The sequence below is a fragment of the Alcanivorax quisquiliarum genome (genome assembly GCF_023051175.1).
GTDB lineage: Bacteria > Pseudomonadota > Gammaproteobacteria > Pseudomonadales > Alcanivoracaceae > Isoalcanivorax > Isoalcanivorax quisquiliarum.
Genome location: NZ_JALKII010000004.1, coordinates 215,150 through 240,124, shown reverse-complemented (window position 1 = coordinate 240,124; position 24,975 = coordinate 215,150). Strand labels below are relative to the sequence as shown.

The following is a 24,975-nucleotide window of genomic DNA, read 5'->3' as shown; positions in this document are numbered from 1 at the left end:
CACAGCCTGGTGATGCCGTTCTGACCGGGGCCGAGACGCGGCAAGGCACACATCTCGAAGCCTGGGCATGTGGGCGACGGTGCCACAATGCAGAGGAGCCCGGAGCAGAGCGTCAATAGCAAAGCGGGGCAGCACCTGGCCTGTTACACTGCCGCTCCTCTTTCCGATTCAAGGCCGGCGCAGTGACTGATACCGCCTTTTCCACGCTACCACTTTCCCGGCCGATGCTCGCTAATCTGGCGACGTTGGGCTATCACGCCATGACGCCGGTGCAGGCGCAAAGCTTGCCGGTGATCTTGCGCGGCGCCGATCTGATTGCCCAGGCCAGCACCGGCAGCGGCAAAACAGCGGCGTTCGGTATCGGCTTGTTGCACGGCCTGAATCTGCGCTATTACGGCTGCCAGGCACTGGTGCTGTGCCCGACCCGTGAGCTGGCCGATCAGGTCGCCGGCGAGATACGCCGGCTGGCGCGAGGCGAAGACAACATCAAGGTGCTCACGCTATGCGGCGGTGTGCCCATGGGCCCGCAGGCCGCTTCGCTGGAACACGGCGCGCAGGTGATTGTCGGCACGCCGGGGCGTGTTCAGAAGCATCTGAGCCGCGGCTCTCTGGTGCTTGATGGCGTGAACACACTGGTGCTGGATGAAGCGGATCGTATGCTCGACATGGGTTTCTACGACAGCATCATCGGCATCATCGAAGTGACCCCCGCGCGACGCCAGACGCTACTGTTTTCCGCCACCTACCCGGAAGGCATTCGAAAAATCAGCGCGGGCTTCATGCGTGATCCACAGCAAGTGCGCATTGACAGCCAGCAAAGTCAGCCACGCATCGAGCAGCGCTTCTTCGAAGTGGCCCCGGGCCAGCGCGCCGACATGGTTGCGCAAGTGCTGGCCAGTATTCGCCCCGCCTCCTGCCTGGCATTCTGCTTCACGCGCCAGCAGTGTCAGGAAGTGACAGCGACGTTGCGCGCACGAGGCATCGCGGCGCTGGCATTGCATGGCGACATGGAGCAGCGGGAGCGGGATGAAGTGCTGATCCGTTTTGCCAACCGCAGCCTGACGGTGCTGGTGGCGACGGATGTCGCGGCACGGGGGCTGGATATTGATGCGCTGGATCTGGTGATCAACGTCGAGCTGGCCCGCGATGTGGAGACGCATGTGCATCGTATCGGCCGCACCGGCCGTGCAGGTGAAAAAGGCATGGCCGTCAGCCTGGTGGCACCGGCGGAAATACGCCGCGCCCACGCCATCGAGGCGGTGCAGGGCAACCCGCTGAACTGGCACCCGGTCAGCAGCCTCAAGCCACGGCCAGGCGGGCAACTGTTACCGCCGATGGCGACGCTTTGCATCGCCGCCGGCCGCAAGGACAAACTCCGGCCTGGCGATGTGCTCGGCGCCCTGACCGGTGAGGCTGGCTTGCCCGGTGACAAGGTCGGCAAGATCAGCATCACCGATTTCCAGGCATTTGTGGCAGTGGAGCGTGAGCTGGCGGATGTTGCCTTGCAGCGGCTGAACGCAGGGAAGATCAAGGGCCGAGCGTTGCGAGTGCGGCTGTTATGAATGTGGCATATCTTTTCACGGAAGCAGCACCACATCGCTTATTTCGTGCAAGCCAAGTGAAGAGCGGCCGCAGGCTGGCGCGGTGGGTGAATGAAAGATGTGGCGTTTGTCAGTGAACAGGGAGCGCTGGGGATACGGTCGCCCCGTCCGTTTGGGCTTTAGCGTTTGATCAAAGAGTGTGCAGGCTATGCGCGTCCGCGCATATTATGTTGCAGCTTTCGCTTTCAGTCCCTGCTTATGCGTGATCGTGCATATTTCAATGGTTTGCAGTAAGCTAACTCGGAATATGCGTGATCGCGCAGACAGGAGCGGGTGTGCAAAGCAAAGATATCGGCAATATCGTGCGGCAGGCGCGCAAAAATCAGCACCTGACCCAACAGGCGCTGGCGGCGGCAGCAGATGTGAGCACGCGATTTGTGCACGATCTGGAACGCGGCAAGGCGACTGTCGAGCTGGGGCTGACGCTGCGCGTGCTGGCTTCGCTGGGGATTGAAGTCTCTCTGTTGGCTGCGGAAGTGGTTGAGGGGAGAGAGCAATGAAACTCAGGGTGATGTTGGGTGGCACGCCGTGTGGTGAGCTGGTCATTGATGAGCACCACCGTTTCAGTTTTTGTTATTTGCCCGATTACGTTGCCACGTCGCAGCACAGGTTGTCGGTATCAATGCCGATACGCGCGCAGCACTATCCTGATCGCATTGCCTTTCCATGGTTTGAAAATCTGTTGCCCGAAGGCATCTTGCGCCACCAGATTGCCGAGGATCTGGCAACGGATGTGCAGAATATTCCCGGCTTGTTGGCACGGCTGGGTGGCGACGTGGCTGGCGCGGTTTCGCTGAATGTTGATGAAGAGCTGTCGGCGAATACAAAGCTGACGCAAGCCGAGCCTCTGGATGAACAGCGTCTCGGGCAGCTGTTGGACGAATCCGCACGGCATCCTTTTCTTGCAGCTCGTGCAGGCGGGCCTCGCCTCAGCCTCGCAGGCGCACAGCAGAAGTTGCCCGTGGCCGTGACGGGTGATGCGCTGATGCTGCCTGTTTCGATGCCCTCGACGCATCTGCTCAAACCGCCGTCTGAGCGCTTTAATGCGCTTCCGCAGAATGAATATCTTTGTATGCATGCTGCTCGGAGAGCTGGGCTTGTGGTGGCCGACGTTAGCCTTCGGCCGTATCTGACAATGGCGGGCAGGCGCGAGGTGTGCTTGCAGATCACACGCTATGATCGGTTGCGGCGGGAGGCGGGCGATGTGATTCGTGTCCATCAGGAAGATATCTGTCAGGCGATGAGTATTGTCTCCTCGCGCAAGTATGAACAGGATGGTGGGCCGAGCGCAGCGGATCTCTTCGAGACAATCCGTCGGTACTCGGCAACGCCTGCTCAGGATATTGTGGAGCTGTTGAAGCGGATGCTATTCAATATTCTGATTGGCAACGAAGATGCGCATGGGAAAAATTTCTCGTTGCTCTACCGTGGCACGAAACCGGTGTTGTCGCCGGCTTATGATCTGGTGTCCACCAGCCTGTATCCTGATCTGAGCCGGGATTTCGCCATGTCGCTGGGAGGGGCGCGTTGTTTCGACGAGCTTGATGGTGAGAGTTTCGAGGCGTTCGGAGAGCAGACGGGGACAGCGCCAGCACGGATGCGCGTGGTGTTGGCACGGTTTCTGAAACAGGCGCTGGAGGCTGTCGAGCTTGCTGCTGCCGATGTTCAGGCCTGGTGCGACGGCGATGCAGCGCGTATGTCAGGTGCACTGGTTGAGCAGAGCCGGGCGCGTTACCGCGTGCTGGAAAGGCTTGTGGCCGGGCTGCGTTAGGCGAACTGCGGGCGCGCTGGATTGCTGCGTTCGATTCCTACGAGATAACCGCTGCCTGGAAAGTTGCAAAAAAAGTTCAGCGTCGATTTCCGTGGAAGCATTTCCGCTATCCGCGAAAGCCCCTACGGGGTTGTCAAAAATACCGATCTCTTTAGCCCCTCTCCCTCGTGGGACAAGCGAAGCGCAGAACAGCCGCAGGCTGGCCCGAAAGCGAGCGAACCAGCTTTTTGCTCCCCTCTCCCACCAGGGGAGAGGGGCAAAAAAAAGAGCCCGGCATACGCCGGGCTCTTTTTATGCTGCGAGCAAGCGAGGCGTCAGACGCGCTCGATCACTGTCGCAATCCCCTGACCCAGGCCGATACACATGGTGGCCAGGCCGAGGGTGCCGCCTTTCCATTCCATGACGTTCAGCAGGGTGCCGGTGATGCGCGCGCCGGAGCAGCCCAGCGGGTGGCCAAGGGCGATGGCGCCGCCGTTGAGGTTCACCTTGTCCTCGACTTTGTCCAGCAGGTTGAGATCCTTAAGCACCGGCAGGGATTGCGCGGCGAAGGCTTCGTTCAGCTCGACATAATCGATATCGTCGATGGTGAGGCCAGCGCGCTTGAGCGCTTTCTGCGTGGCCGGCACCGGGCCGTAACCCATGATGGCGGCATCGCAGCCGGCCACGGCCATGCTGCGGATTTTTGCTCGCGGGGCCAGCCCCAGTGCCTGGGCACGTTCGGCGCTCATGACCAGCAGCGCTGATGCGCCGTCGGACAGTGCCGAGGAGGTGCCCGCTGTCACGGTGCCGTTGCGCGGATCAAATACCGGCTTCAGCCCCTGCATGGTTTCCAGCGAGGAATCCTTGCGGATCACTTCGTCGATTTCACACAGCACTTTGAAGCCGTTGGCATCGTGGCCTTCAATCGGCACGATTTCGTTCTTCCAACGCCCTTCGACGGTGGCTTCCCACGCCTTGAGGTGCGAACGCACGGCGAACTCGTCCTGCTGCTGGCGGTTGATGCCGTGCATGCGGCCGAGCATTTCGGCGGTCAGGCCCATCATGAAGGAGGCTTTGGCGACGTACTTGGAAATCTCCGGGTTCAGATCGACGCCGTGATCCATGGCCACGTGGCCCATGTGCTCCACGCCACCGACGACAAACACATCACCGTTGCCGGTCATGATGTTCTGGGCGGCAATATGCAGTGCCTGCATGGATGAGCCGCACAGCCGGTTGATGGTCTGGGCAGCAGTGGTGCGGGGCAGGTCGGCCAGGATGGCGATATTGCGGGCGATGTTCATGCCCTGTTCCTTGGTCTGGTTGACGCAGCCCCAGATCACATCTTCCGTCTCGGTGACATCCCACTTCGGATTACGGGTGCGCAGCGCCTCGATCAGCAGTGCAGACAGTTTTTCTGCTCGCACATGGCGGTACTGGCCGTTGCGGGACTTGCCCATCGGCGTACGGACCGCATCTACAATAACAACGTCTCTCGGGTTCAGACTCATTACTCTATCTCCTGTGTCCGTGATCAGCCGAAGAAGCTCTCGCCTTTGGCGGCTTTGTCTTTCAGCAGTTGCGGCGCTTCGTAGATACCGCCCAGGTGTGCGTATTTGTCGCACAGGGCCACGAACTCTCGGGTGCCGATGGAATCAATGTAACGTAGCGGGCCGCCACGGAACGGGGGGAAGCCGATGCCGTAAATCATTGCCATGTCGGCTTCAGCGGCGGAGCCGACGATGTTGTCTTCCAGGCAGCGTACTGTTTCGGTACACATCGGAATCATCATCCGTGCGACGATCTCTTCTTCGCTGATTTCCTGGCGCTCGCCTACATGCGGTGCAAGCAGCGTGTAGGTTTCGTCGTCCACCACTTTCTTCGGCTTGCCCTTCTTGTCTTCTTCATAACGATAGAAGCCGACATTGGTTTTCTGGCCGTAGCGCTTGTTCTCGAACATCACCGTGGTGGCGTCCTTGAAGCCGTAGTTCATGCGCTCCGGGAAGCCTTCCGCCATGACCGCTGCGGCGTGTACGCCGGTATCGATACCGACCACGTCCAGCAGATAGGCCGGGCCCATCGGCCAGCCGAATTTTTCCATGGCCTTGTCCACCGCCTGGAAATCGGCGCCATCACGCAGCAGCAGGCCGAAGCCGCCGAAGTAGGGGAACAGCACACGGTTGACGAGAAAGCCGGGGCAGTCGTTGACGACAACCGGGTTCTTGCCCATCTTCTGGGCGTATTTCACCAGCGTGGCGACGGTGGTATCGGAGGTTTTTTCCCCGCGAATGATTTCCACCAGCGGCATCATGTGCACCGGGTTGAAAAAGTGCATGCCGGCAAAGTTTTCCGGCTTCTTCAGTGCGCTGGCCAGGCGGGTAATGGAGATTGTCGAGGTGTTCGATGCCAGCACGGCATCGCCCTTGAGTTTCTCTTCCACCTCGGCAAGCACTGATTGCTTGATCTTCTCGTTTTCGACGACGGCTTCGACCACCACGTCCACGTCAGCAAAATCGCCGTAGTTGAGGGTGGGGCGGATTTGCGACAGCACCTTGCCCATGCCGGCGGCATCCAGGCGCTTGCGCTCGACGCGCCGGGCCAGCAGTTTGGAGGCTTCGTTCATGCCCAGATCCAGCGCCTTGTCGGCGATGTCTTTCATGATGATCGGGGTGCCCTTGAGAGCGCTCTGGAAGGCGATGCCGCCGCCCATGATGCCGGCGCCAAGCACGGCTGCCTGATTGATCTCCAATGCACCTTTCTTCACGTGTGCGCCGTTGGCTTTCTTGACTGCCTGATCGGCCAGGAACAGGCCAACCAGCGAAGTCGCTTGCGGCGTCTTGGCGATCTTCGCAAAGTTCTTGGCTTCCACTTCCAAAGCCTGATCACGGGTCATGCCGCCGTGCTGTTGCATCACGTTCACAGCGGCGACCGGCGCCGGGTAGTTGCGACCCGCCTGTTGCGCGACGAAGGCGCCGGAGGTCTGGAACGCCATCATGTTTTCCATCGGCGGCAGTTTCAGCGGCTGCTGCTTTTCTGCACGCTTGGCCTGATAATCGATCTTGCCTTCCAGACACTGTTTTACCAGCGCAATGGCGGCATCTTTCAGTTTTTCCGGCTCGACCACCGCATCCAGCACACCGTCTTTCAGTGCTTTGTCGGTTTTATGCTGGCCGCCGGCGGCGATCCATTCCACGGCGTTATCCACGCCGATCAGGCGCGGCATGCGCACGGTGCCGCCGAAGCCGGGGAACAGGCCCAGCTTCACTTCCGGCAGGCCCACCTGGGCGGTTGTGGCGGCGACGCGGAAATCGCACGACAGCGCCATCTCAAGGCCGCCACCCAGCGCAATGCCGTTGATGGCACAAACGGTGGGGAACGGCAGGTCTTCCACTGCATTGAAAGCCTGGTTGGCGCTCAGGCACCAGCCGGCAATTTCGTCTTCCGGCAGCTTGAACATGTCGGTGAACTCGGTGATGTCGGCACCGACGATGAACACGCCCTTGCCCGAGGTCACGATCAGACCTTTGACGTTGCCATCCGCCTTCAAAGCGGCTGCTGCCTGTGCGAGTTCTTCAATGGTTTCGCGGTTGAACTTGTTGACGGATTCGCCCTGAAGATCGAACTTCAGTTCGGCGATACCGTCGTCCAGCAGCGTTGCCGTGACGGCCTTGCCTGAGTAGATCATGTTGATGCTCTCCACGTGGTAGCGAGTGCGCGCAGCCCGGCCGAGAGCCTGAGCGGCGGCGCCCCCGTTGAATCGAAAGCGTTGCCGGCATAGCGCGTAGCGGCCTGCCGGGGACTCTTTTTTGTGTGAACATTTGCACACCTCCGGACGCGGAATGTCCAGCCGCTACCGTCCGGGCCGCCAAGTATAGGGCAAGGCGAGGGTGGTTTGCCCGTTCTTGGCGCGGGCATTTGTGACCACAAGGTTTTCGTGACCGATGCGGCAAAAAATACGGCTGTTATACTGCGCCGCAGTTTCGCTTCAATACGCTGAAGTCAGGACACTTGATGAGCCTCCCCGAAATCCGACGCCGTGCCGTGGCCCAGGTGCCCAGCTGGCCGGGTATCCCGCCGTTGCTTGCGCGTATTCTGGCCGCTCGCGGAGTAGCGCACGTGGAGCAACTTGATCTCTCGTTGCGCAATTTGCCGCCGCCGGCCAGCCTGCCGGGCATTCAGGAAGCTGTTTCGCTGCTGTGCCAGGCCAGGGAGGCGGGCCATCGCATTCTGGTGGTGGGTGATTATGATGCCGATGGCGCTACCGCTACGGCTGTCATGTTGCGCGGCCTCGTCATGCTTGGTTTCCCCATGCCGGGCTTTCTGGTGCCGGATCGTTTCGTTTTCGGTTATGGCCTGTCGCCGGAAATCGTCGAACTGGCGCTGGCGCAGGGTGCGCCAGGCCTGCTCATCACCGTGGATAACGGCATTGCTTCGGTCGAAGGTGTGGCGGCGGCCCGTGCGGCTGGAGTGCGAGTGCTGATTACCGATCATCACCTGCCGGGCGAGGCATTGCCGGCTGCGGATGCGATCGTCAATCCGCGCCTGGTGCCAGGCGGCCCCGGTGAGCATCTGGCCGGTGTCGGCGTGGCGTTCTACTTGCTATTGGCGCTGCGTGCGGCCTTGCGGGAGCAAGGCGATCCGCAGGCCGGCGACGCCCCGCTGGCCGATTTGCTTGATCTGGTCGCGCTGGGCACGGTGGCGGATGTGGTGACGCTGGATAGCGTCAACCGGGCGCTGGTGGAGCAAGGGCTGCGCCGTATTCGCCGTGGCCGCTGTGCGCCGGGGATCACCGCGTTGCTGCGGGCCGGAGGCCGGGCGCCGGAGCGGGTGGTGGCGGCGGATCTGGGTTTTGCTGCCGGGCCGAGGCTGAATGCGGCGGGGCGGCTGACAGAAATGAGCCTGGGCGTGGAGTGCCTGCTGACGGATGACGCCGCACGCGCAGAACAGTTGGCGGCGCAGCTGGATACCATCAATCGTGAGCGTCGCAGCATCGAGCAGGGGATGCGGGATGCAGCCATGGGCTATGTGCAGCAGCTGCGGCAGCGCCACCCCACCTTGCCCCCCGCGCTGTGCCTGCATGAAGACGGCTGGCACGAGGGAGTGGTGGGCATTCTGGCGTCGCGGGTGCGCGAAGCCACCCATCGCCCGGTGCTGGCGTTTGCCCCGGCGCGTGAGCCGGGCGTGCTGAAAGGCTCCGGGCGCTCCATTGCCGGGCTGCACTTGCGCGATGTGCTGGAGCGCGTGGCCACTGCGCAGCCGGGGCTGTTGCAGCGTTTCGGTGGCCATGCGATGGCTGCGGGGGTCACGCTGGCGCGCGCCGATCTGCCAAGATTTGCGGCTGCGCTGAGCGATGCGGTTACTGCCATGGCGCTGCCGGGGTTGTTCGAGGAGGTGGTGGAAACCGACGGTGAGCTGTCACCCTCCCAGCTGGATCTGGTACATGCGGAGCTGCTTTGTCACGCCTTTCCCTGGGGGCAGGGGTTTGCACCGCCGAGCTTTGATGGCTGTTTCGAGGTGCTGGATCATAGAGTGGTTGGGGAGCGGCATCTCAAGCTGACCCTGGGGCTGCCGCAGACTGGCGGCATTATCGATGCCATCCATTTCAACGCCGAGCTGGCCCGGCTGCCGTCGCCGCTGCGTGCTGTGCAGGGGGTTTATCGGTTGGAGGTGAATGTGTGGCAGGGTCGTCGCAGCCCGCAGCTGGTGTTCGAGCATCTGGAGCCGATGTGAGCGGTGAATAGAAAGGCGCAGATTGAAAACGCGCATGGTAAGGCGCGGCTGGAGAGCGCAGCCGGCGAAGCGGCAGGCAGGCAAGAGAGCGCCTGAACACCGTGAAAAAGCAGCCTGCGCGGTAACGAGGCGGTATCGAAGGGTGGCGCCGTGCACTGCGGCCGACCGGCCAGAACGGCGCGAAACCGGCTGCACCTGCCGTTACTTGCCCGCGGGTACGGGCCGGCTGACCGTGATGCGCTAGCAGCCAGCGCGCGGCGCCTGTAGCATTTGCCCCCGGATGGCGCCCACAAGGCGCTTGCTCAGGTAGAAAAGGCGGGAGATCCCCTGAATGAAAACAATACACAAGCACCGGTTGAAGGTCGGTGACGAACCCCAGAAGATCAAGCTTTCCCCCGAAGGTGTTATCCGGCAAGTGGCCTACAGTCCGCACGATCAGCACCTTTATCTGTGGGCGGAAGTGCCGGCAGGCTCGCTGATCGAGAACAGCAAGACCGAGCGTTGCTTCCGCGTGTTCATGACCGGTGATGGCATCCCGGATCACGCGGTATTCGTGGGTACGGCGCTGGATTCGTTGCGGCCCGAGTCGTATCACATTTTCGAACTGACCGAGTAAATTTGCATGCGGCGTGGCGGGCTTTGCCCGGAACCGCTGGATACTTGCAGGGAGGTTCCTTAAAATCCTCGCCCTTTGCGGGCCGCCCGGCCCGCTCCGCCATTCGGAAGGAATACTATGGAAATCAACCCGCTGCGCAATCAGCTGGCCGACCTGAAAGCGCGTACCGAAGCGCTCAGGGGGTACCTTTGACTATGCTGCCAAGCGCGAACGCCTGACAGAAGTAGAACGCGAGCTGGAAGATCCGGCGATCTGGAATACTCCCGAACGTGCCCAGACCCTGGGCCGCGAACGCGCCCAGCTTGCTGCGGTAGTGAATACCGTGGATGCGTTGGAGAGCGGCTTTGAAGACAGCGAAACCATGCTGGAGCTGGCGCTGGAAGAGCAGGACGAATCCATGCTCGAAGAGCTTGGCGAGGAACTCGACAAGCTTGAGCAGGATGTCGCCACGCTTGAGTTTCGCCGCATGTTCGCAGGTGAAATGGATGGCTGTAACGCCTATCTGGATATCCAGGCCGGGTCTGGCGGCACCGAGGCTCAGGACTGGGCCGAAATGATGTTGCGCATGTATCTGCGCTGGGCCGAGGCCAAGGGCTTCAAGGCCGAACTGGTGGAAGCCTCGGCTGGCGATGTGGCCGGCATCAAGAGCGCCACGGTGCATGTGCAGGGCGAGTACGCCTATGGCTGGCTGCGCACGGAAACCGGCGTACATCGGCTGGTGCGCAAGTCGCCGTTTGATTCCGGTGGCCGCCGCCATACCTCGTTCAGCTCGGTGTTTGTCTCGCCGGAAGTGGACGACGACATCAATCTTGAGATTGATCCGAGCAAGGTGCGCACGGATACCTACCGTGCGTCGGGCGCGGGTGGCCAGCACGTCAACCGGACTGACTCTGCGGTGCGGCTGACGTATTTCTTCAAGGATCCGGATACCGGCGAAGAGCACAGCGTTGTTGCCGCCAGCCAGAGCGGACGCTCGCAGCACCAGAACAAGGACGAAGCCTGGAAAATGCTGAAAGCCAAGGTGTATGAGCTGGAGGTGCAAAAGCGCAACGCCGAAAAACAACGGCTGGAAAACAGCAAATCCGATATCGGCTGGGGCAGCCAGATTCGCTCCTATGTACTGGATGATGCGCGCATCAAGGATTTGCGCACCGGGGTTGAAACTCGTAATACCCAAGCTGTGCTGGATGGCGGGCTCGATCAGTTTATCGAGGCGTCGCTGAAATCCGGCCTGTAATCGAAGTGTCGGACGTCCGACGTTGTTATTTTTTTTGCCGCGCACGTTCGACGTCAGACGGCGGGCCAAGGATTGTTTGAATGACCGACGACCAGCACCAGCATGAGGAAAACCGCCTGATCGCCGAGCGCCGCGACAAGCTGCGCCAGTTGCGTGCCGAAGGGCAGGCATTTCCGAACCACTTTCGCCCCGATAGCCTGGCCGCAGACCTGATCGCTCGCTACGGTGAGCAGGACAAGGAAGCGCTGGAAGCCCAGGGCATTGTCGTGGCGGTAGCCGGGCGGCTGATGCTGGATCGTAAATCCTTCAAGGTGTTGCAGGATCAGAGCGGGCGCATCCAGATATATGCCACCAAGGATGTACAGCAGGCAACGCGGCACTGGGATATCGGTGACATCGTGGGCGTGCGCGGTAAGCTCTGCAAATCTGGCAAGGGTGATCTGTATGTGATGATGGATGAGCACATTCTGCTCACCAAATCACTGCGTCCGTTGCCGGAAAAGCACAAGGGCCTGACCGATACCGAGATGCGCTATCGCCAGCGCTACGTGGATCTGATGACCAACGACGATACGCGACGCACGTTCCGGATTCGGGCGCAGGTGATCAGCGGCATTCGCCGTTATCTGGAGCAGCGCGGCTTCTACGAAGCCGAGACACCGATGCTGCAAGTGATCCCCGGCGGGGCGACAGCGCGGCCCTTCATTACCCACCACAATAGTCTGGATATGGATATGTACCTGCGCATTGCGCCGGAGCTGTATCTCAAGCGGCTGGTGGTGGGCGGGTTTGACCGGGTGTTCGAGATCAACCGCAATTTCCGCAACGAAGGGCTGTCGGCACGGCACAACCCCGAGTTCACCATGGTGGAATTCTATCAGGCTTACGCGGATTACAATGACCTGATGGATCTTACCGAGGATATGCTGCGCACGTTGGCGCTGGATGTGCTGGGCACCACTGAAGTGCCGTATCAGGGAGAGGTATTTGATTTTGGCAAACCGTTTGCGCGGTTGACGGTATTTGACGCTATCCTGCATTTCAATCCACAGATTACCGCCGAGGCGCTGGCCGATGAAGCTGCAGCGCGTGCCATAGCTGAGGAGCTCGGCATCGCGCTGAAAGAAAGCGACGGACTGGGCAAGATACAGATCGAAATCTTTGAAAAGACGGTGGAGCATCGCTTGGTGCAACCGACGTTCATTACCCAGTATCCGACCGAAGTGTCACCGCTGGCGCGACGCAACGATGACAATCCGTTTGTCACCGATCGCTTCGAGTTCTTTGTCGGTGGCCGCGAGATCGCCAACGGATTCTCCGAGCTGAATGATGCCGAGGATCAGGCCGAGCGCTTCCGCCAGCAAGTGGCCGAGAAGGATGCGGGCGATCTTGAAGCGATGTTCTATGATGAAGATTATGTGACGGCACTGGAGTACGGCATGCCGCCTACCGCTGGTGAAGGTATCGGCATTGATCGGCTGGTAATGCTTTTTACCGATACGCCATCTATCCGTGATGTGATTCTCTTTCCGCACATGCGCCCTCAAGCGAAGCCGGGGGTGCAATAAACCGGGGGCAACGCTGACATCAAGGGATCGAGATGACATCCGTAATTCAGTATCAGGGTCGCAAGGCGCGTCGCGCCGGCAGTGAACAGCGCCGGCGCGCTATTCTTGAGGCGGCACTGCGCATCATTATTCGTGACGGCGTGCGTAGCGTGCGCCACCGGGCGGTAGCCCGCGAAGCTGATGTGCCGTTGTCGGCTACCACTTATTACTTCAAAGACATCACCGACCTTATCGCCGACACCTTCACCTTGTTTGCCGAGCAGGCCATGACAGAGGTGATCGAGCCGTTCCGGGATCAGGCGTTTGCGCTGATGGATCAGTTCGATACGCGCGCGGGCGCCGATGAGGCATTGCTTGATGGCTTGGCAGAAATGACCGGCGCTTATTTGCTGAACCAGGTGCGCAACAAGCGCGATCACCTGATCGCCGAGCAGGCGTTCATGCATGAGGCGGTGCTCGACGAGCGGTTGCGCTCGCTGGCCGAAGTGTACAAGCAGAAGCAGCTGGATGTGCTGACCGTGGCTTGCGAGCGTGTCGGCAGCCGCAGCCCGGCGCTGGATGCCGAGCTGCTGTATTCGGTGCTTTCCGGTATCGAACAGGATATGCTCGCCATGCCTGGCCGGTATTCGGAAGCCGATGTGCATGCGCGTGTGGCGCATGTGCTCGGGCTGCTGATGCAGGCGGCACAGCCCGTCGAGGGCGCAACCGGCCACCCGGCGGCAGGCAGCCATCCGACAGACGGTGATTCAATGCCAGCCTGAGGCTGGCGGCAATCAATCGGGGATCATGACAACAAATCGCGATATTCAGCTGCATGACAGCTGGAAGGCCATGCTTGCGGCGGAATTCGAGCGCGATTACATGCAATCGCTGCGGGCTTTCCTGTTGCAGCAAAAAAAAGCGGGCCGGGTGATTTATCCACCCGGCTCGCAGATTTTCAATGCCTTCAACAACACACCGTTCGATAAGGTCAAAGTGGTGATTCTGGGCCAGGACCCATACCACGGGCCGGGGCAGGCGCATGGCCTCAGCTTTTCGGTGCCAGAGGGTGTACCGCCGCCGCCGAGCCTGCAAAATATCTTCAAGGAAATTCACCGCGATCTTGGTCTGCCTGTGCCGGCCAGCGGTTGTCTGATTCCCTGGGCGGCCCAGGGCGTGCTGTTGCTCAATGCTGTGCTTACCGTGGAGCAGCGTCAGGCTGCGTCACATCAGGGCAAGGGCTGGGAGCAATTCACGGATGCCGCCATCGACACGCTCAACCGGCAGCGTGACGGGCTGGTGTTTCTGCTTTGGGGTGCCTATGCGCAACGCAAGGGCAGCCTGATAGATCGAGAGCGGCATCTGGTGCTGACCGCACCGCATCCCTCGCCGCTTTCTGCGCACCGCGGATTTATCGGTTGTGGCCATTTTTCGCGTGCCAACGAGTACTTGCGTGCTCGTGGCGAAGCCCCCATCGATTGGTCGCTGTAGCCTGATTGTGCGTATCGCGGCGAGCTTGGCGCAGTAATCGCAAGTGGGTTTCATGCGTTAATGTCGCTTGGTGCACAGTCATTTACACAAGTTTACGGCTTTCTCTCTCAGTCTTTGTGCTTAGATGTCTGCGCCATGCCGTGGCTGCGGTAACGTGCCGGGCTGACGCCAGTCATCTTGCGAAACAGGCGCGAAAAGTAATAAGGATCATCAATGCCCAGCTGTTGGGCGAGATCCGCCACGGACAGCCGGGTGGTTTCCAGCAGATAACAGGCGCGTGCGACTTTCATGTGCAGGAACGCCTGAATCGGCGTCTGCCCCGTGTGGGCGCGATACTGACGGATAAACTGATAGCGAGAGGCTTGCCCGGCCAGCTCGCACAAGTCTTCCAGCGTCAAACGCTCATCAATACGCGCCTGCATCTGTAAATGCAGTGCCCGGATATCCAGCGTGCCGCCCTGTTGCCGGGGCTGGCTCAGTAGCAGCGCGGTGTAGCTCAGAATGGCCCGGCACAGGCTGGCAGCGTGCTGAAAAGCCTGCGCCTGATGGCTGGCTCGGGTGCAATCCATCAGCGCCCGGAAATCGCTTATCAGCCGTTCATGCAGGCCGGGGTGAAGCACTCTGTGCTCGGCAAACAGCTGCTGCAATTGTAACGCGGCATCGTCACCGGCGAGGTGCATCCAGTAGATACTCCAGGGCGCCTCGGTGTCGGCTTGGTAGTCGTGTGGCTCGCCCGCCGGCAGCCACAGCAGGTCACCGGCGCGCACCGTGGCCTGATGGCCGGGCAGGCTGACTCGCGCACGGCCCTCGACGCAATAAATAACAATGTTATCCGTTGGTTGCTGGCGCGCCATGCGGTGCCCCCGAGCCTGCGGATAGTAACCGAAAGCCAGTGGGTGGAATGCTTTGGTGAGCGGATTATCGAGTAGTGCAGCGAGCATCGCCTGGGGCAGCAGCGCGCGTTCACCATGCCTGGAAAGCGGCCAGTCCGAGGTCTGGGCCGGCTGCACTGAAGCGGGTTGCTGTGGTGTGACCATGCAATATAGTCCATCTTGCGCAATGAAAGCCATCTTACCCCAGCGGCCAGCGTGCTAAAACTGTATCACTGACAACCGGCGTGGCCGGGCATACCAACAACAGCTTCCAGGGAGAACGTCATGACTCGTTCCGTACCCCATCTGATCGGTGGCGAATTCATTACAGGCGGCGGGGACACCTTGCCGGTCACCAACCCGGCAACCCAGGAGGTGCTCTGGAATGTGCCGCTGGCGACGCCCGCAGAAATGCAGGCAGCGATCGATGCCGCAAGCAAAGCATTTTTGACCTGGCGCGAGGTGCCGGTGCCGGAGCGTGCGCGCCTGATGATGCGCTACCAGCATCTGCTGAAAGAGCATCACGATGAAATCGGCGAGCTCATCTCTCAGGAAACCGGCAAGACGTTTGCCGACGCCAAAGGTGATCTGTGGCGCGGCATCGAGGTGGTCGAACAGGCCGCCAATATTCCTGCCCTGATGATGGGCGAAACAGTGGAAAACGTTGCTCGCGGTGTAGACACCCATTCCTGGATTCAGCCGCTTGGCGTTTGCACCGGAATCACGCCGTTCAACTTCCCGGCCATGATTCCGCTGTGGATGTTCCCGATGGCGATTGCCTGCGGCAACACCTTTGTGCTCAAGCCGTCCGAACAGGACCCGATGACCGCCGTGCGCCTGGCCGAGCTGTTCATGGAAGCCGGCGCGCCGGAAGGCGTGTTGCAAGTGGTGCATGGTGGCCGCGAGCAAGTGGACACACTGCTCACCCACCCGACGGTTCGTGCCGTGTCGTTCGTCGGCTCGGTGCCGGTGGGCCAGCATGTGTATCGCACCGCCACCGAGCATCTCAAACGTGCGCAGTGTTTTGCTGGCGCCAAAAATCACTCCGTCATCATGCCGGATGCCAACCCGCAGCAAGTTATCAATCAGATGGTGGGCGCATCCGTTGGCGCGGCTGGCCAGCGCTGCATGGCAATTTCCGTGGCGGTATTTGTGGGCGATGCGCAAAAGCTGATTCCGCAATTGCGTGATGAGTTGGCCAAGGTGCGGCCGGGCGCCTGGAATGATGAGCAGGCCGGTTACGGCCCGCTGATCAGCCCGCAGGCGAAGCAGCGTGTGCTGGACATGATTCGCAAGGGCAAGGAAGAAGGCGCCGAGTGCCTGCTGGATGGCTCGGATTGCGTGGTGGAAGGGCTGCCCGACGGTAACTGGGTGGGCCCGACCATGTTCACCGGCGTGACCCCCGAAATGAGCATCTACAAGGAAGAGATTTTCGGGCCGGTACTGTGCTGCGTCACGGTGGACACGCTGGAAGAGGCAATCGCGCTGGTCAATGCCAATCAGTACGGCAACGGCACCTCGATATTCACTGCAAGTGGCGCCGCGGCGCGCAAATATCAGCACGAAGTGGAAGTCGGGCAGGTGGGCATCAATATTCCGATCCCGGTGCCGCTGCCGTTCTTCTCCTTCACCGGCTGGAAAGGCTCGTTCTTCGGCGATCTGCATGCGTATGGCAAGCAGGGCGTGCGCTTCTACACGGAGACCAAAACCGTCACCTCGCGCTGGCCGGAAGCGGACATCGTGCACGAAGCCAACATGACCATCAGCCTTAAATAACACCGCAGCAATAGCACCCGGTGGCGCCAGCGCGCCGCCGGGTGCAAAAGGTTGGAGCTTGCCATGGACTTTTCACTGAGCGAAGAACAGCTGGCCTATCGCGATACAGCGCGCCAGTTCAGCGACAAGGCGCTGGCGCCGTTCGCGGCCGAGTGGGATGCCGAGAGTCATTTTCCGGTGGAGACATTGCGTGAAGCCGGCGCGCTCGGCTTTATGGGGCTTTACACCCCGGAAGAAGCGGGCGGCCTCGGCTTGCCGAGGCTCGACGCCGCCATGGTGTTCGAGGAGCTGTCGCAAGGTTGCACGTCGACAACCGCGTTCATCACCATTCACAACATGGCCACCTGGATGGTAGCCACCTTTGGTGGCGATGAGGTGCGTGCCGAATGGTGCCCCGCATTGACGACCGGCGAACGGCTGGCCTCTTATTGCCTGACAGAACCGGGCGCGGGTTCCGATGCGGCGTCGCTGAAAACCAGTGCGCGCCGTGATGGTGATGATTATATCCTCAATGGCACCAAGGCATTTATTTCCGGCGCCGGCAGCACGGATGTGTTGGTGCTGATGGCGCGTACCGGGGCCGCAGGGCCCGGTGGCGTGTCCTGTTTTCTGGTGCCGGCGGACAGCGCAGGTATCAGCTACGGGCGCAATGAAGACAAGATGGGTTGGAAGAGCCAGCCGACCCGGCAGGTGAACCTGGAAAATGTACGCGTGCCGGCGCGTTATCGCCTGGGCGACGAGGGTGAGGGCTTCCGGATCGCCATGCGCGGGCTGGACGGCGGGCGCATCAATATCGCCAGCTGCTCGCTCGGCGCTGCCAGCGCAGCGCTGGCTCAGGCCACCGAATATGTGCAAACTCGGCAGCAGTTTGGCCAGGCGCTGGCGGAGTTCCAGACGGTGCAATTCCGTCTGGCGGACATGGCGACACAGCTGGTGGCGGCGCGACAGATGGTCTATCTCGCTGCCTGGAAACTGGATCAGGGCGATGCCGAACGCACACTTTACTGCGCCATGGCCAAGCGGTTGGCGACGGATCTGTGCTTCGATATTTGCAACGACGCGCTGCAATTGCACGGTGGCTACGGATACATTCGAGAATATCCGCTGGAGCGTTACTTGCGGGACGCGCGCGTGCACCAGATTCTGGAAGGCACCAACGAAATCATGCGCGTCATCATTGCCCGGCGCCTGCTGGCGGGCGCTACAGCCTGACACCCCTGACCGCGTCAGCGGCCGAGCTTGCCGCAGCGCGCAGCCCAAATAAAAAAGAAAGGAGAAGCACATGCAGATCGCATTTTTTGGTGTAGGCAACATGGGTGGCCCGATGGCGATCAACCTGGTTCGGGCCGGGCATCAGGTGCGCGTCTACGATCTGGCGCAGCCTCTGGTCGAGGCAGTGGTGGCCGAGGGTGCCGAAGCGGGCGGCACGCCGGCAGAGACTGTTGCCGGGGCTGACATCGTGATCAGCATGTTGCCCTCCGCCGCCGCCGTGAACGGCCTCTACCTGGGCGAGCAGGGCGTGCTGAAAGCGATCGCGCCCTCGGCGTTGATCATCGATTGCTCCACCATTGATGCGGCCACGGCAAAACATCTCGCCGGCGAAGCGGCAGCCGTGGGCCTGACCGTCATCGACGCGCCGGTATCCGGTGGCGTCGGCGGCGCCAGGGGCGGCACGCTGACATTTATCTGTGGCGGCGAAACCGATGCTGTGGAACGTGCCCGCCCGGTGCTGATGAACATGGGCCGCAACGTCTTTCATGCCGGTGCCGTGGGCGCAGGCCAGATTGCGAAGATTTGCAATAACATGCTGCTGGCCATTCACATGATCGGCACCTGCGAGGCGTTGCAGCTGGGTGCGGATAACGGGCTGGACCCGAAAGTGCTGTCGGACATCATGCTTGCCAGCTCCGGCCGAAACTGGTCGCTGGAAGTGTATAATCCGTGGCCGGGTGCGATGGAAAATGTGCCGTCGGCAAATCAGTATCAGGGCGGTTTTGCCGTGGATCTGATGAACAAGGATCTGTCGCTGGCAATGGAAACCGTGCTGGCGGTCAAGGGCCGTGCGCCAATGGGCGCGCTGGCGAAAAACCTTTATGGGATTCATGGCGCGCAGGGTAACGGGCGGCTGGATTTCTCCAGCATTCTCTCGATGCTGCGCGCGCAGGAATGACGCGGAGTTTTTCCATGTCTGATTCAGTATTGTTTGAAGAACGGGCCACTGCTTCCGGCCACCGGATCGGGATTGCGCGGCTGAACTCGCCGCGTTCGCTGAACTCGTTGAGCCGCACCATGATCAGCCTGCTGGAAGACAAGCTGACCGAGTGGGAGCAGGATGACGGCATTGTTTGCGTGTGGCTGGAAGGCGAAGGCGAACGTGCCTTTTGTGCCGGTGGCGATATTGTCGAGATGTATCGCAGCATGACACCGCTGGGCGAGGCAAATCCGTTTATCGAAGATTATTTCGCATCGGAATACCGGCTCGATTATCTGCTGCATGTGTATGAAAAGCCGCTTATCTGCTGGGCCCATGGTGTGGTCATGGGTGGCGGCATGGGGCTGATGCAGGGCGCCAGCCAGCGCGTGGTCACGGAGAAATCCCGCCTGGCGATGCCGGAAATCACCATCGGCCTGTACCCGGATGTAGGCGGCAGCTGGTTTCTGAATCGCACACCGGGCAAGACCGGGCTGTTCGCCGGGCTCACCGGGGTGCACCTGAATGCTGGAGATGCGCTGTTCATGGGGCTGGCGGATGTGTGCATTCCATCGGATCAGCGCGATGCCGTGCTGGCCAGCCTGGCCGCCGCCACTTTTGCCGGTGACGAGACGCAAGATGCTGCGGTAGTGCACCGCTGCCTGCGTGCGGCGGCGGCGCCGGCGCCGGCATCGCCGGTGCGAGAGCGGTTTGACGAGATCAATCAGGCGTGCGATCACGCCACATTACCCGAGGTGGCCGCTGCATTACTGGCGCTGAAGGGTGATGACGAGTGGTTCCAGCGTGCCGCCAGTACCTTTGAGCGCGGCTGTGCACAAACCGCTTGGCTGGTCTGGGAGCAGTTGCAGCGCGCCAGATATCTGTCGCTCGCCGAGGTATTCCGCATGGAGTGGTGCATGTCTGTGCAGTGCGCCATGCACGCGGATTTTCGCGAAGGAGTACGCGCATTGCTGATCGAAAAAGACGGCAACCCGGCGTTTCGCTATACCAGCATCGAGGATGTGCCCCGAGCGTATATCGAAGGTTTCTTTGCCAACCCGCTGCCACACCACCCGCTCGCCGATCTGTGACCCTCCTGGCCCGCCCGGCGATGACCGCCGGGCCGGGCAATCGTAAACATGTTTTGTATGTGACGGGCTGTTTTGGCCGCCTGCATCAGCAGCCGCTATGCTGGGTGGCGGCTGCCTGGTGGGCTCGAAACAGCGCGCGCCATCGAATGCTGCCTGACGTTCGGGCCGCATTGGCGGTGGCTAGGGAAAAAGGGGGCAAGGACAAGCGTGATCCTGAATTTTTTCCGTCGCTCGCGCTCGCTGGCGCTGTGTGCATTGCTGATACTCTGCCTTGGCTTGTGGCTGCTCGTTGGCGGCCTGTGGCTGGCGGTGCTCGGCGGCGCATGGTTTTACCTGTTGGCCGGGCTGGCGATGGTGGTGGCCGCCACGCTGGTGTTTGCCGGCCGCCGTAGCGGCGTCGCGCTTTATATGGCCACGCTTGCGTGTACGGTGATCTGGGCGGCAACCGAAGTGGGTGCCGACGCCCCCGCATTGTGGTCGCGGTTGTGGTTGCCGACGATGCTGGGGCTGTGGCTGTCGCTCGCCTGGTGGCGGAGTGCACGCCAATGAGATACGCGATGTTGCTGTTGCTGCTGCCGGTGCTGGCCGTAGCGCGGGAGGCGTTGGTGGCGCCCGTAACGCCGAGCGTCCGGCCCGAGCCTGTGCCGGTGGGTGACGCGCCGGCGGCCGCGCCCCACGCGGACGACTGGAGCGCCTACGGGCGTAGCAACAAGGCAACACGCTTTGCCCCCCATGACGACATCCGGCCGGATAATGTGGCCGCCCTGCAAGAGCGCTGGCGTGTGGCGCTCGGGGCGCCCCCGGCGGAACTGGCCGACCGCTGGGCGCCCCGCACCACACCCTTGAAGATCGGCAACGATCTGTTTCTCTGCACCGCCACGGGCGAGGTGCTGGCGCTGGATGCGGCCAACGGCACGGAGCGTTGGCGGCGCCAGCTCGCCACGGCGGCCGCCGTGAGCGGTGACGCCAGCTGCCGTGGTGTGGCGTTCCATGAATCACTGGGCGCAGATGCGCATGGGCTATGCCGGCAACGGCTGCTGGTGAGCCTGCCGGACGGCACGCTGTGGGCGCTGGATGCGACATCGGGCGAGCCGTGTCGGGAGTTCGGCCGGCGTGGCAGGTTGCAGCTGGGCACAACCGTGCCGCCCACGGTGGTGCGCGGGGTGGCGGTGGTCGCCAGTGATGATGCCGTGATCGGCTTGAGCGCGGTGTCCGGGCGCGAGCTGTGGCGCTGGCCGGAACAAGGTGCGAAACAAGGTGCGGTGCAAGCGCAGACGGTTTTTTCTGCGGACGAAGCGCTCGGGCTGGTCTATGTGCCGCTGCTTCAGCCCGCGCAGCTGGTGGCGCTGGACGTAACACAGGGCGAGGCGGCCTGGGCGTTTACTGCCGTGCACGGAGACGTCTGGGGCTACGGCCTGGCGGCGCAGGCGACTTTGCTGGACTGGCCTGCGGCAGACGGCGGGCGTGTGCCGGCGCTGGTGCTGCCGACCGTCCATGGGGAGTTGTTTGTGCTGGAGCGTGAGCACGGCGAGCCGCTGGTGCCGATATCAGCGCGGCCTGTTCCGGCAGGCTATGGCCCCGCCGGGGCGTTGCCGCCGGCGCAGCCTCACTCGGCGTTGCCGGGGCCGCGCCCGCCGTTGGCACAGGAAGAGGATGCCTGGGGCGGCAGCCTGGTGGAGCAACTCTGGTGCCGTATACAATTTCGCCGGCTGTCGTACCAGGGGCGCTTTACGCCACCGACAGAACAGCCCTGGTTGCAGACGGCCGGGGCATTGAGCGGAGTGGGCTGGGGCGGTGTGTCGGTGGATCAAGGCCGTGGCTTGCTGGTATTGAATTACAGCCGCCTGCCCATGCGCGGTATGCTGCGCGACGGCGTGCCGGTGCGCGAGCCCTGGCCTTGCCTGCGCCCGCCCCACGGCGGTTTGATGGCGATTGATATCCAGCAGGGCGAACTGGCCTGGGATCGTGCGCTGGGCCGGGGCGGGCTGCCGCTGCCGTTTGGCTGGCGGCTGCCGTGGCCGGCGCAAAACGGCACGGTGAACCAGGGTGGGGTGCTGCTCACCGCAGGCGGCCTCGCTTTTGTCGGCGCCACCCCCGACAACTATTTTCGCGCCTTCGATACGTTGACCGGCGAAGAGCGCTGGCGGGTGCGATTGCCAGCCGGTGGGCAGGCGACACCGATCAGTTACCGGCTCGATGGCCGCCAGTATGTGGCCATTGTGGCGGGCGGTGACTATCAATTACCCGGGCAGGTGGCCGGGCGCGCCGGCCACTATCTGCTGGTGTTTGCGCTGCCGGATTGAGTGGCAGGGGTGATCCGTAGCAACCGGCCTTCCGCGCTGTCGGTCAGCAGATACAGCGCGCCTTCCGGGCCAACGCGCACGTCGCGGAGGCGCTCGCCCAGCTCGGTGAACAACAGCTCCTGGCCTGTGCCCTCGTTGGCATCCTTGTGCTCAATACCGTTGTGATCGAAGCTGCTATCGGCGCCAAGCGTTACCCGGCGCACACTGCGTTCTGCCAGTGCAGCGACCAATAGTGAGCCTTGCCAGCCGGGGAACAGCTCGCCCTCGTACAGCGCCAGGCCGGCCGGGGCAATGGAGGGCGTCCACACCAGCCGTGGTGGCACCAGCCCCGGCAGCTCCCGGTAGGGGCTGATGCGCGCACCGGTGTAATCTACGCCATGGGTGGCCAGTGGCCACCCATAATTGCCGCCCGGCTCGATCAGGTTGAGCTCATCCCCGCCACGTGGGCCGTGCTCGTGAGCCCACAATAGGCCGCGGGCGGCGTCCACCACCAGCCCCTGCACATTACGATGCCCGAGGCTGTATATTTCCGGCAGCGCCTCGGGCTGATCTGCAAAAGGGTTATCGGCCGGGATGCTGCCGTCTGCTGTGATACGGATGATCTTGCCAAGGTGGGAATCCAGCCGCTGCGCCTGTTCCCGATAATCGAAACCATCGCCCAGCCCCATCACCAGCGTGCCGTCGGGCAGCCACGCCATGCGGGCGCCGTAGTGTGCGCTGCCGCGTTTGGCCGGTTGCGAGGTAAACAGCTCGCGCACGTTGTGCAGGCGTTCGCCTTGCAGCTCGGCTGCGACGATACGGGCGTGATTGGCGCGCTCGTCGCCGTGAGCGAGCGACAGATAAATTGTCCGGCTCCGGGCAAAATCTTCGGCAGGCAAAACATCGAACAGCCCGGCCTGGCCTGACACAAATGCCGGCGGCACCCCTTCGATCGTGCGCATCGGCTGCGCCGGCTGATACAGCCTGAGCATGCCGCCACGTTCGGTGATCAGTATTTTTTCGCCCGGCAGAAAAGCCAAGCTCCAAGGGTGGTTCAGCCCCTCCGCGAGTGTTTCGATATGGTAGCCGGGCGGCTCGGCGCGTGTGGAAATCGCCAGCATCATCAGCATCAGAATTGTGAACGGGCGCAGCATGTGAAATCCCCTGTTTCGCGAATGTGGAGCCTTTGCCCGAGGCATGTTATCGGCCATTATCTGCCGCGCATAGCGGGCCTGGCTGTTGGTGCCCGCCTTGCAAAACCCGATACACTATCGGCGCGCTGCCGGGGAGGGCAACAGGAATGAGTACAGTGAACAGCAAGGCAACAGCGCTGCGGCGAGCAGGGGCGTTTTTCGTCGCGGTGGTCGTGGCGGTTGCCCTGGGCGCGATGATCCAGACGCAGTACAACCTGGCGGCGCTGGCTGCGTTGGGGGTGGATATTCCGCTTGCCATCCGGCTGCGCACCACCGGGCAGGATTTGCTGGGTTTCTCGCCAGTGTATGCGGTGCTGGTGGTGTGGGCGTTGTTGTGCAGCTTGCCGGTAGCAGCGTTATGCGCCAGGCGGTTGTCGCAGCGGGCGCAACCGCTGGTGTATGGCCTGGCGGCGCTGGTGGGGTTGGTGGTGGCGGTGCTGGTGGTAAACCAGCTGGTGCCGATGCCCACGCTGATTGCGGCCACTCGCGCCTGGCATGGCTTGCTGTTGCTGGCATTGGCAGCCGGTGTCGGTGGCGTGGTGTTTGCCCGTCTGGTGCGGGCCAGCGCTCCTTAGCGCTGGTCTGTCTGTGCCTCTGCTTCTGCCTCTGCCTCTGCCTCTGCCTTCAGCTCGCGGATGCGCTGATCTTTTTTCGCCCAGAGATCACCCACCCAGCGCTGCATCACGACGCGAAAGGCGGGATCATTTTCGTAATCGCCTTGCCATAGTGCAGGATCCAGCGGCAGTGTGCGGATATCGACAATCACGCGATGCACGCGCCCGCAGATCAGATCAGCAAAGCCGGGCGGGGTGTCGGTTTCATAGACCACGGTGACATCCAGCAACGCATCAATCTGTTCGCCCAGCGCTGCGAGCACAAAGGCCACGCCGCCCGCCTTCGGTTTCAGCAAATATTGGTAGGGTGATTTCTGCCGGGCCTGTTTCTCGGGTGTGAAGCGGGTGCCTTCCAGATAATTGACAATGGTGACCGGCATATCGCGGAATTTTTCGCAGGCGGCGCGTGTTATTTCCAGATCCTTGCCTAGCAGATGCGGTTTCTTTTTCAGCACTGATTTCGGATAACGCTTCATGAACGGGTAATCCAGCGCCCAGAATGCCAGGCCAAGCAGTGGCACCCAGATCAGCTCTTTTTTCAGAAAAAACTTGAAGTAGGGCGTTTTGCGATTGAAGGCTTGCACCAGCGCCGGGATATCCACCCAGGATTGATGATTGCTCACCACCAGATAAGACGTATCACGCCGCAACGCCTCGCCGCCGCGTATGTCCCAGTGTACGGGTGTCATCAGCGCGAAAATACTTTTGCAGATTTCCGCCCAGGTTTCGGCGATCCACATGACGCCGCGAGAGCAGGCATTTCTGAGTGGTTTGCCGGGGAGGATCAGCTTGAGCAGGGCGATCAGCATCATCGGGCCGATCAGTATCAGGGTGTTGAGCAGCAACAGGGTGGCGGTGATGACGCCGGTCAGTAACGCGCGCATGGTGTTCCCACTTCTGGTGTCGTCCCGGCACATCATACGCGGCGCTTGCGGTGTTCCCAATGGGCTTGCGTCACAAGCCGCCCGCCGAGGTGGCAGAAGC

Annotated in this window: 21 protein-coding genes; 16 read left to right on the top strand and 5 right to left on the bottom strand. The window is 61.8% G+C overall.

From position 1 onward, the window contains the following. The first annotated feature begins 182 nt into the window (after positions 1-182). The 3 genes from dbpA to MU846_RS08405 all read left to right on the top strand — a co-directional run bounded on the left by dbpA (position 183) and on the right by MU846_RS08405 (position 3,372). Positions 183-1,562 carry an ATP-dependent RNA helicase DbpA gene (gene dbpA, locus MU846_RS08415; RefSeq protein WP_246951618.1) on the top strand — a complete coding sequence of 460 codons (1,380 nt, stop codon included), beginning with the start codon at positions 183-185 and terminating at the stop codon, positions 1,560-1,562. Positions 1,563-1,876: 314 nt separating this feature from the next. After that, positions 1,877-2,101: a type II toxin-antitoxin system Y4mF family antitoxin gene (locus MU846_RS08410; protein ID WP_246951616.1), complete on the top strand. Its 225-nt coding sequence runs from the start codon at positions 1,877-1,879 to the stop codon at positions 2,099-2,101. After that, a complete protein-coding gene (locus tag MU846_RS08405; RefSeq protein WP_246951614.1) occupies positions 2,098-3,372 on the top strand; it encodes a type II toxin-antitoxin system HipA family toxin in 1,275 nt (424 codons plus the stop codon). The genes MU846_RS08410 and MU846_RS08405 overlap by 4 nt, the downstream gene beginning before the upstream one ends. A gap of 314 nt (positions 3,373-3,686) precedes the next feature. Here MU846_RS08405 and fadA read toward each other — a convergent pair whose 3' ends face one another. Beyond that, positions 3,687-4,862 (bottom strand): acetyl-CoA C-acyltransferase FadA, encoded by a 1,176-nt coding sequence (gene fadA / locus MU846_RS08400; RefSeq protein ID WP_246951612.1) that lies wholly within the window; start codon positions 4,860-4,862, stop codon positions 3,687-3,689. 23 nt (positions 4,863-4,885) lie between these two features. Further along, positions 4,886-7,036, bottom strand: coding sequence for a fatty acid oxidation complex subunit alpha FadB (gene fadB, locus MU846_RS08395; protein ID WP_246951610.1), 2,151 nt, complete (start codon positions 7,034-7,036; stop codon positions 4,886-4,888). Positions 7,037-7,362: 326 nt separating this feature from the next. Between fadB and recJ the strand changes: the two genes are divergently transcribed. From recJ to ung, 6 genes are all read left to right on the top strand, one after another. Next, on the top strand, positions 7,363-9,081 hold the full coding sequence (gene recJ, locus MU846_RS08390; protein ID WP_246951608.1) for a single-stranded-DNA-specific exonuclease RecJ: 1,719 nt from the start codon (positions 7,363-7,365) through the stop codon (positions 9,079-9,081). Between the two features lie 331 nt (positions 9,082-9,412). After that, a complete protein-coding gene (locus tag MU846_RS08385) occupies positions 9,413-9,697 on the top strand; it encodes a DUF7352 domain-containing protein (RefSeq protein ID WP_246951606.1) in 285 nt (94 codons plus the stop codon). A gap of 117 nt (positions 9,698-9,814) precedes the next feature. Next, positions 9,815-10,934, top strand: a protein-coding gene (gene prfB, locus MU846_RS08380) for a peptide chain release factor 2 (protein WP_246951604.1) whose coding sequence is annotated in 2 segments (ribosomal slippage) — positions 9,815-9,886 and positions 9,888-10,934 — 1,119 coding nt in all. Because the reading frame shifts where the segments join, the coding sequence is not laid out codon by codon here. Positions 10,935-11,014: 80 nt separating this feature from the next. Further along, complete coding sequence (gene lysS / locus MU846_RS08375; RefSeq protein ID WP_246951602.1) at positions 11,015-12,502, top strand: lysine--tRNA ligase; 1,488 nt, start codon at positions 11,015-11,017, stop codon at positions 12,500-12,502. Positions 12,503-12,534: 32 nt separating this feature from the next. After that, on the top strand, positions 12,535-13,263 hold the full coding sequence (locus tag MU846_RS08370) for a TetR/AcrR family transcriptional regulator (protein ID WP_246951600.1): 729 nt from the start codon (positions 12,535-12,537) through the stop codon (positions 13,261-13,263). 25 nt (positions 13,264-13,288) lie between these two features. Next, complete coding sequence (ung, locus tag MU846_RS08365; RefSeq protein ID WP_246951598.1) at positions 13,289-13,972, top strand: uracil-DNA glycosylase; 684 nt, start codon at positions 13,289-13,291, stop codon at positions 13,970-13,972. A 107-nt stretch (positions 13,973-14,079) separates the two neighbouring features. Here the strand turns inward: ung and MU846_RS08360 are convergent, their stop codons facing one another. Then, a complete protein-coding gene (locus tag MU846_RS08360; RefSeq protein WP_246951596.1) occupies positions 14,080-15,009 on the bottom strand; it encodes an AraC family transcriptional regulator in 930 nt (309 codons plus the stop codon). A gap of 120 nt (positions 15,010-15,129) precedes the next feature. Between MU846_RS08360 and MU846_RS08355 the strand changes: the two genes are divergently transcribed. From MU846_RS08355 to MU846_RS08330, 6 genes are all read left to right on the top strand, one after another. Beyond that, positions 15,130-16,620 carry a CoA-acylating methylmalonate-semialdehyde dehydrogenase gene (locus MU846_RS08355; protein ID WP_246951594.1) on the top strand — a complete coding sequence of 497 codons (1,491 nt, stop codon included), beginning with the start codon at positions 15,130-15,132 and terminating at the stop codon, positions 16,618-16,620. Between the two features lie 63 nt (positions 16,621-16,683). After that, complete coding sequence (locus MU846_RS08350; protein WP_246951592.1) at positions 16,684-17,832, top strand: acyl-CoA dehydrogenase family protein; 1,149 nt, start codon at positions 16,684-16,686, stop codon at positions 17,830-17,832. Between the two features lie 70 nt (positions 17,833-17,902). Beyond that, complete coding sequence (mmsB, locus tag MU846_RS08345; protein WP_246951590.1) at positions 17,903-18,790, top strand: 3-hydroxyisobutyrate dehydrogenase; 888 nt, start codon at positions 17,903-17,905, stop codon at positions 18,788-18,790. A gap of 14 nt (positions 18,791-18,804) precedes the next feature. Next, positions 18,805-19,902: an enoyl-CoA hydratase/isomerase family protein gene (locus MU846_RS08340; protein ID WP_246951588.1), complete on the top strand. Its 1,098-nt coding sequence runs from the start codon at positions 18,805-18,807 to the stop codon at positions 19,900-19,902. A gap of 207 nt (positions 19,903-20,109) precedes the next feature. Beyond that, a complete protein-coding gene (locus MU846_RS08335; RefSeq protein ID WP_246951586.1) occupies positions 20,110-20,451 on the top strand; it encodes a glucose dehydrogenase in 342 nt (113 codons plus the stop codon). Continuing rightward, positions 20,448-22,205 (top strand): outer membrane protein assembly factor BamB family protein, encoded by a 1,758-nt coding sequence (locus MU846_RS08330; protein WP_246951584.1) that lies wholly within the window; start codon positions 20,448-20,450, stop codon positions 22,203-22,205. Before MU846_RS08335 ends, MU846_RS08330 begins: the two co-directional genes overlap by 4 nt. Here the strand turns inward: MU846_RS08330 and MU846_RS08325 are convergent. Beyond that, the gene (locus MU846_RS08325; RefSeq protein ID WP_246951582.1) at positions 22,175-23,338 is read right to left on the bottom strand and encodes a PQQ-dependent sugar dehydrogenase; all 1,164 of its coding nucleotides are present in this window, start codon (positions 23,336-23,338) and stop codon (positions 22,175-22,177) included. The genes MU846_RS08330 and MU846_RS08325 overlap by 31 nt on opposite strands. A 146-nt stretch (positions 23,339-23,484) precedes the next feature. Between MU846_RS08325 and MU846_RS08320 the strand changes: the two genes are divergently transcribed. Beyond that, a complete protein-coding gene (locus MU846_RS08320) occupies positions 23,485-23,952 on the top strand; it encodes a hypothetical protein (protein ID WP_246951580.1) in 468 nt (155 codons plus the stop codon). Here MU846_RS08320 and yihG read toward each other — a convergent pair. Further along, positions 23,949-24,875, bottom strand: a complete 927-nt coding sequence (gene yihG, locus MU846_RS08315; RefSeq protein ID WP_246951578.1) for a 1-acylglycerol-3-phosphate O-acyltransferase, YihG family — start codon at positions 24,873-24,875, stop codon at positions 23,949-23,951. The two genes, MU846_RS08320 and yihG, sit on opposite strands and share 4 nt — an antisense overlap. Positions 24,876-24,975: the final 100 nt, after the last annotated feature.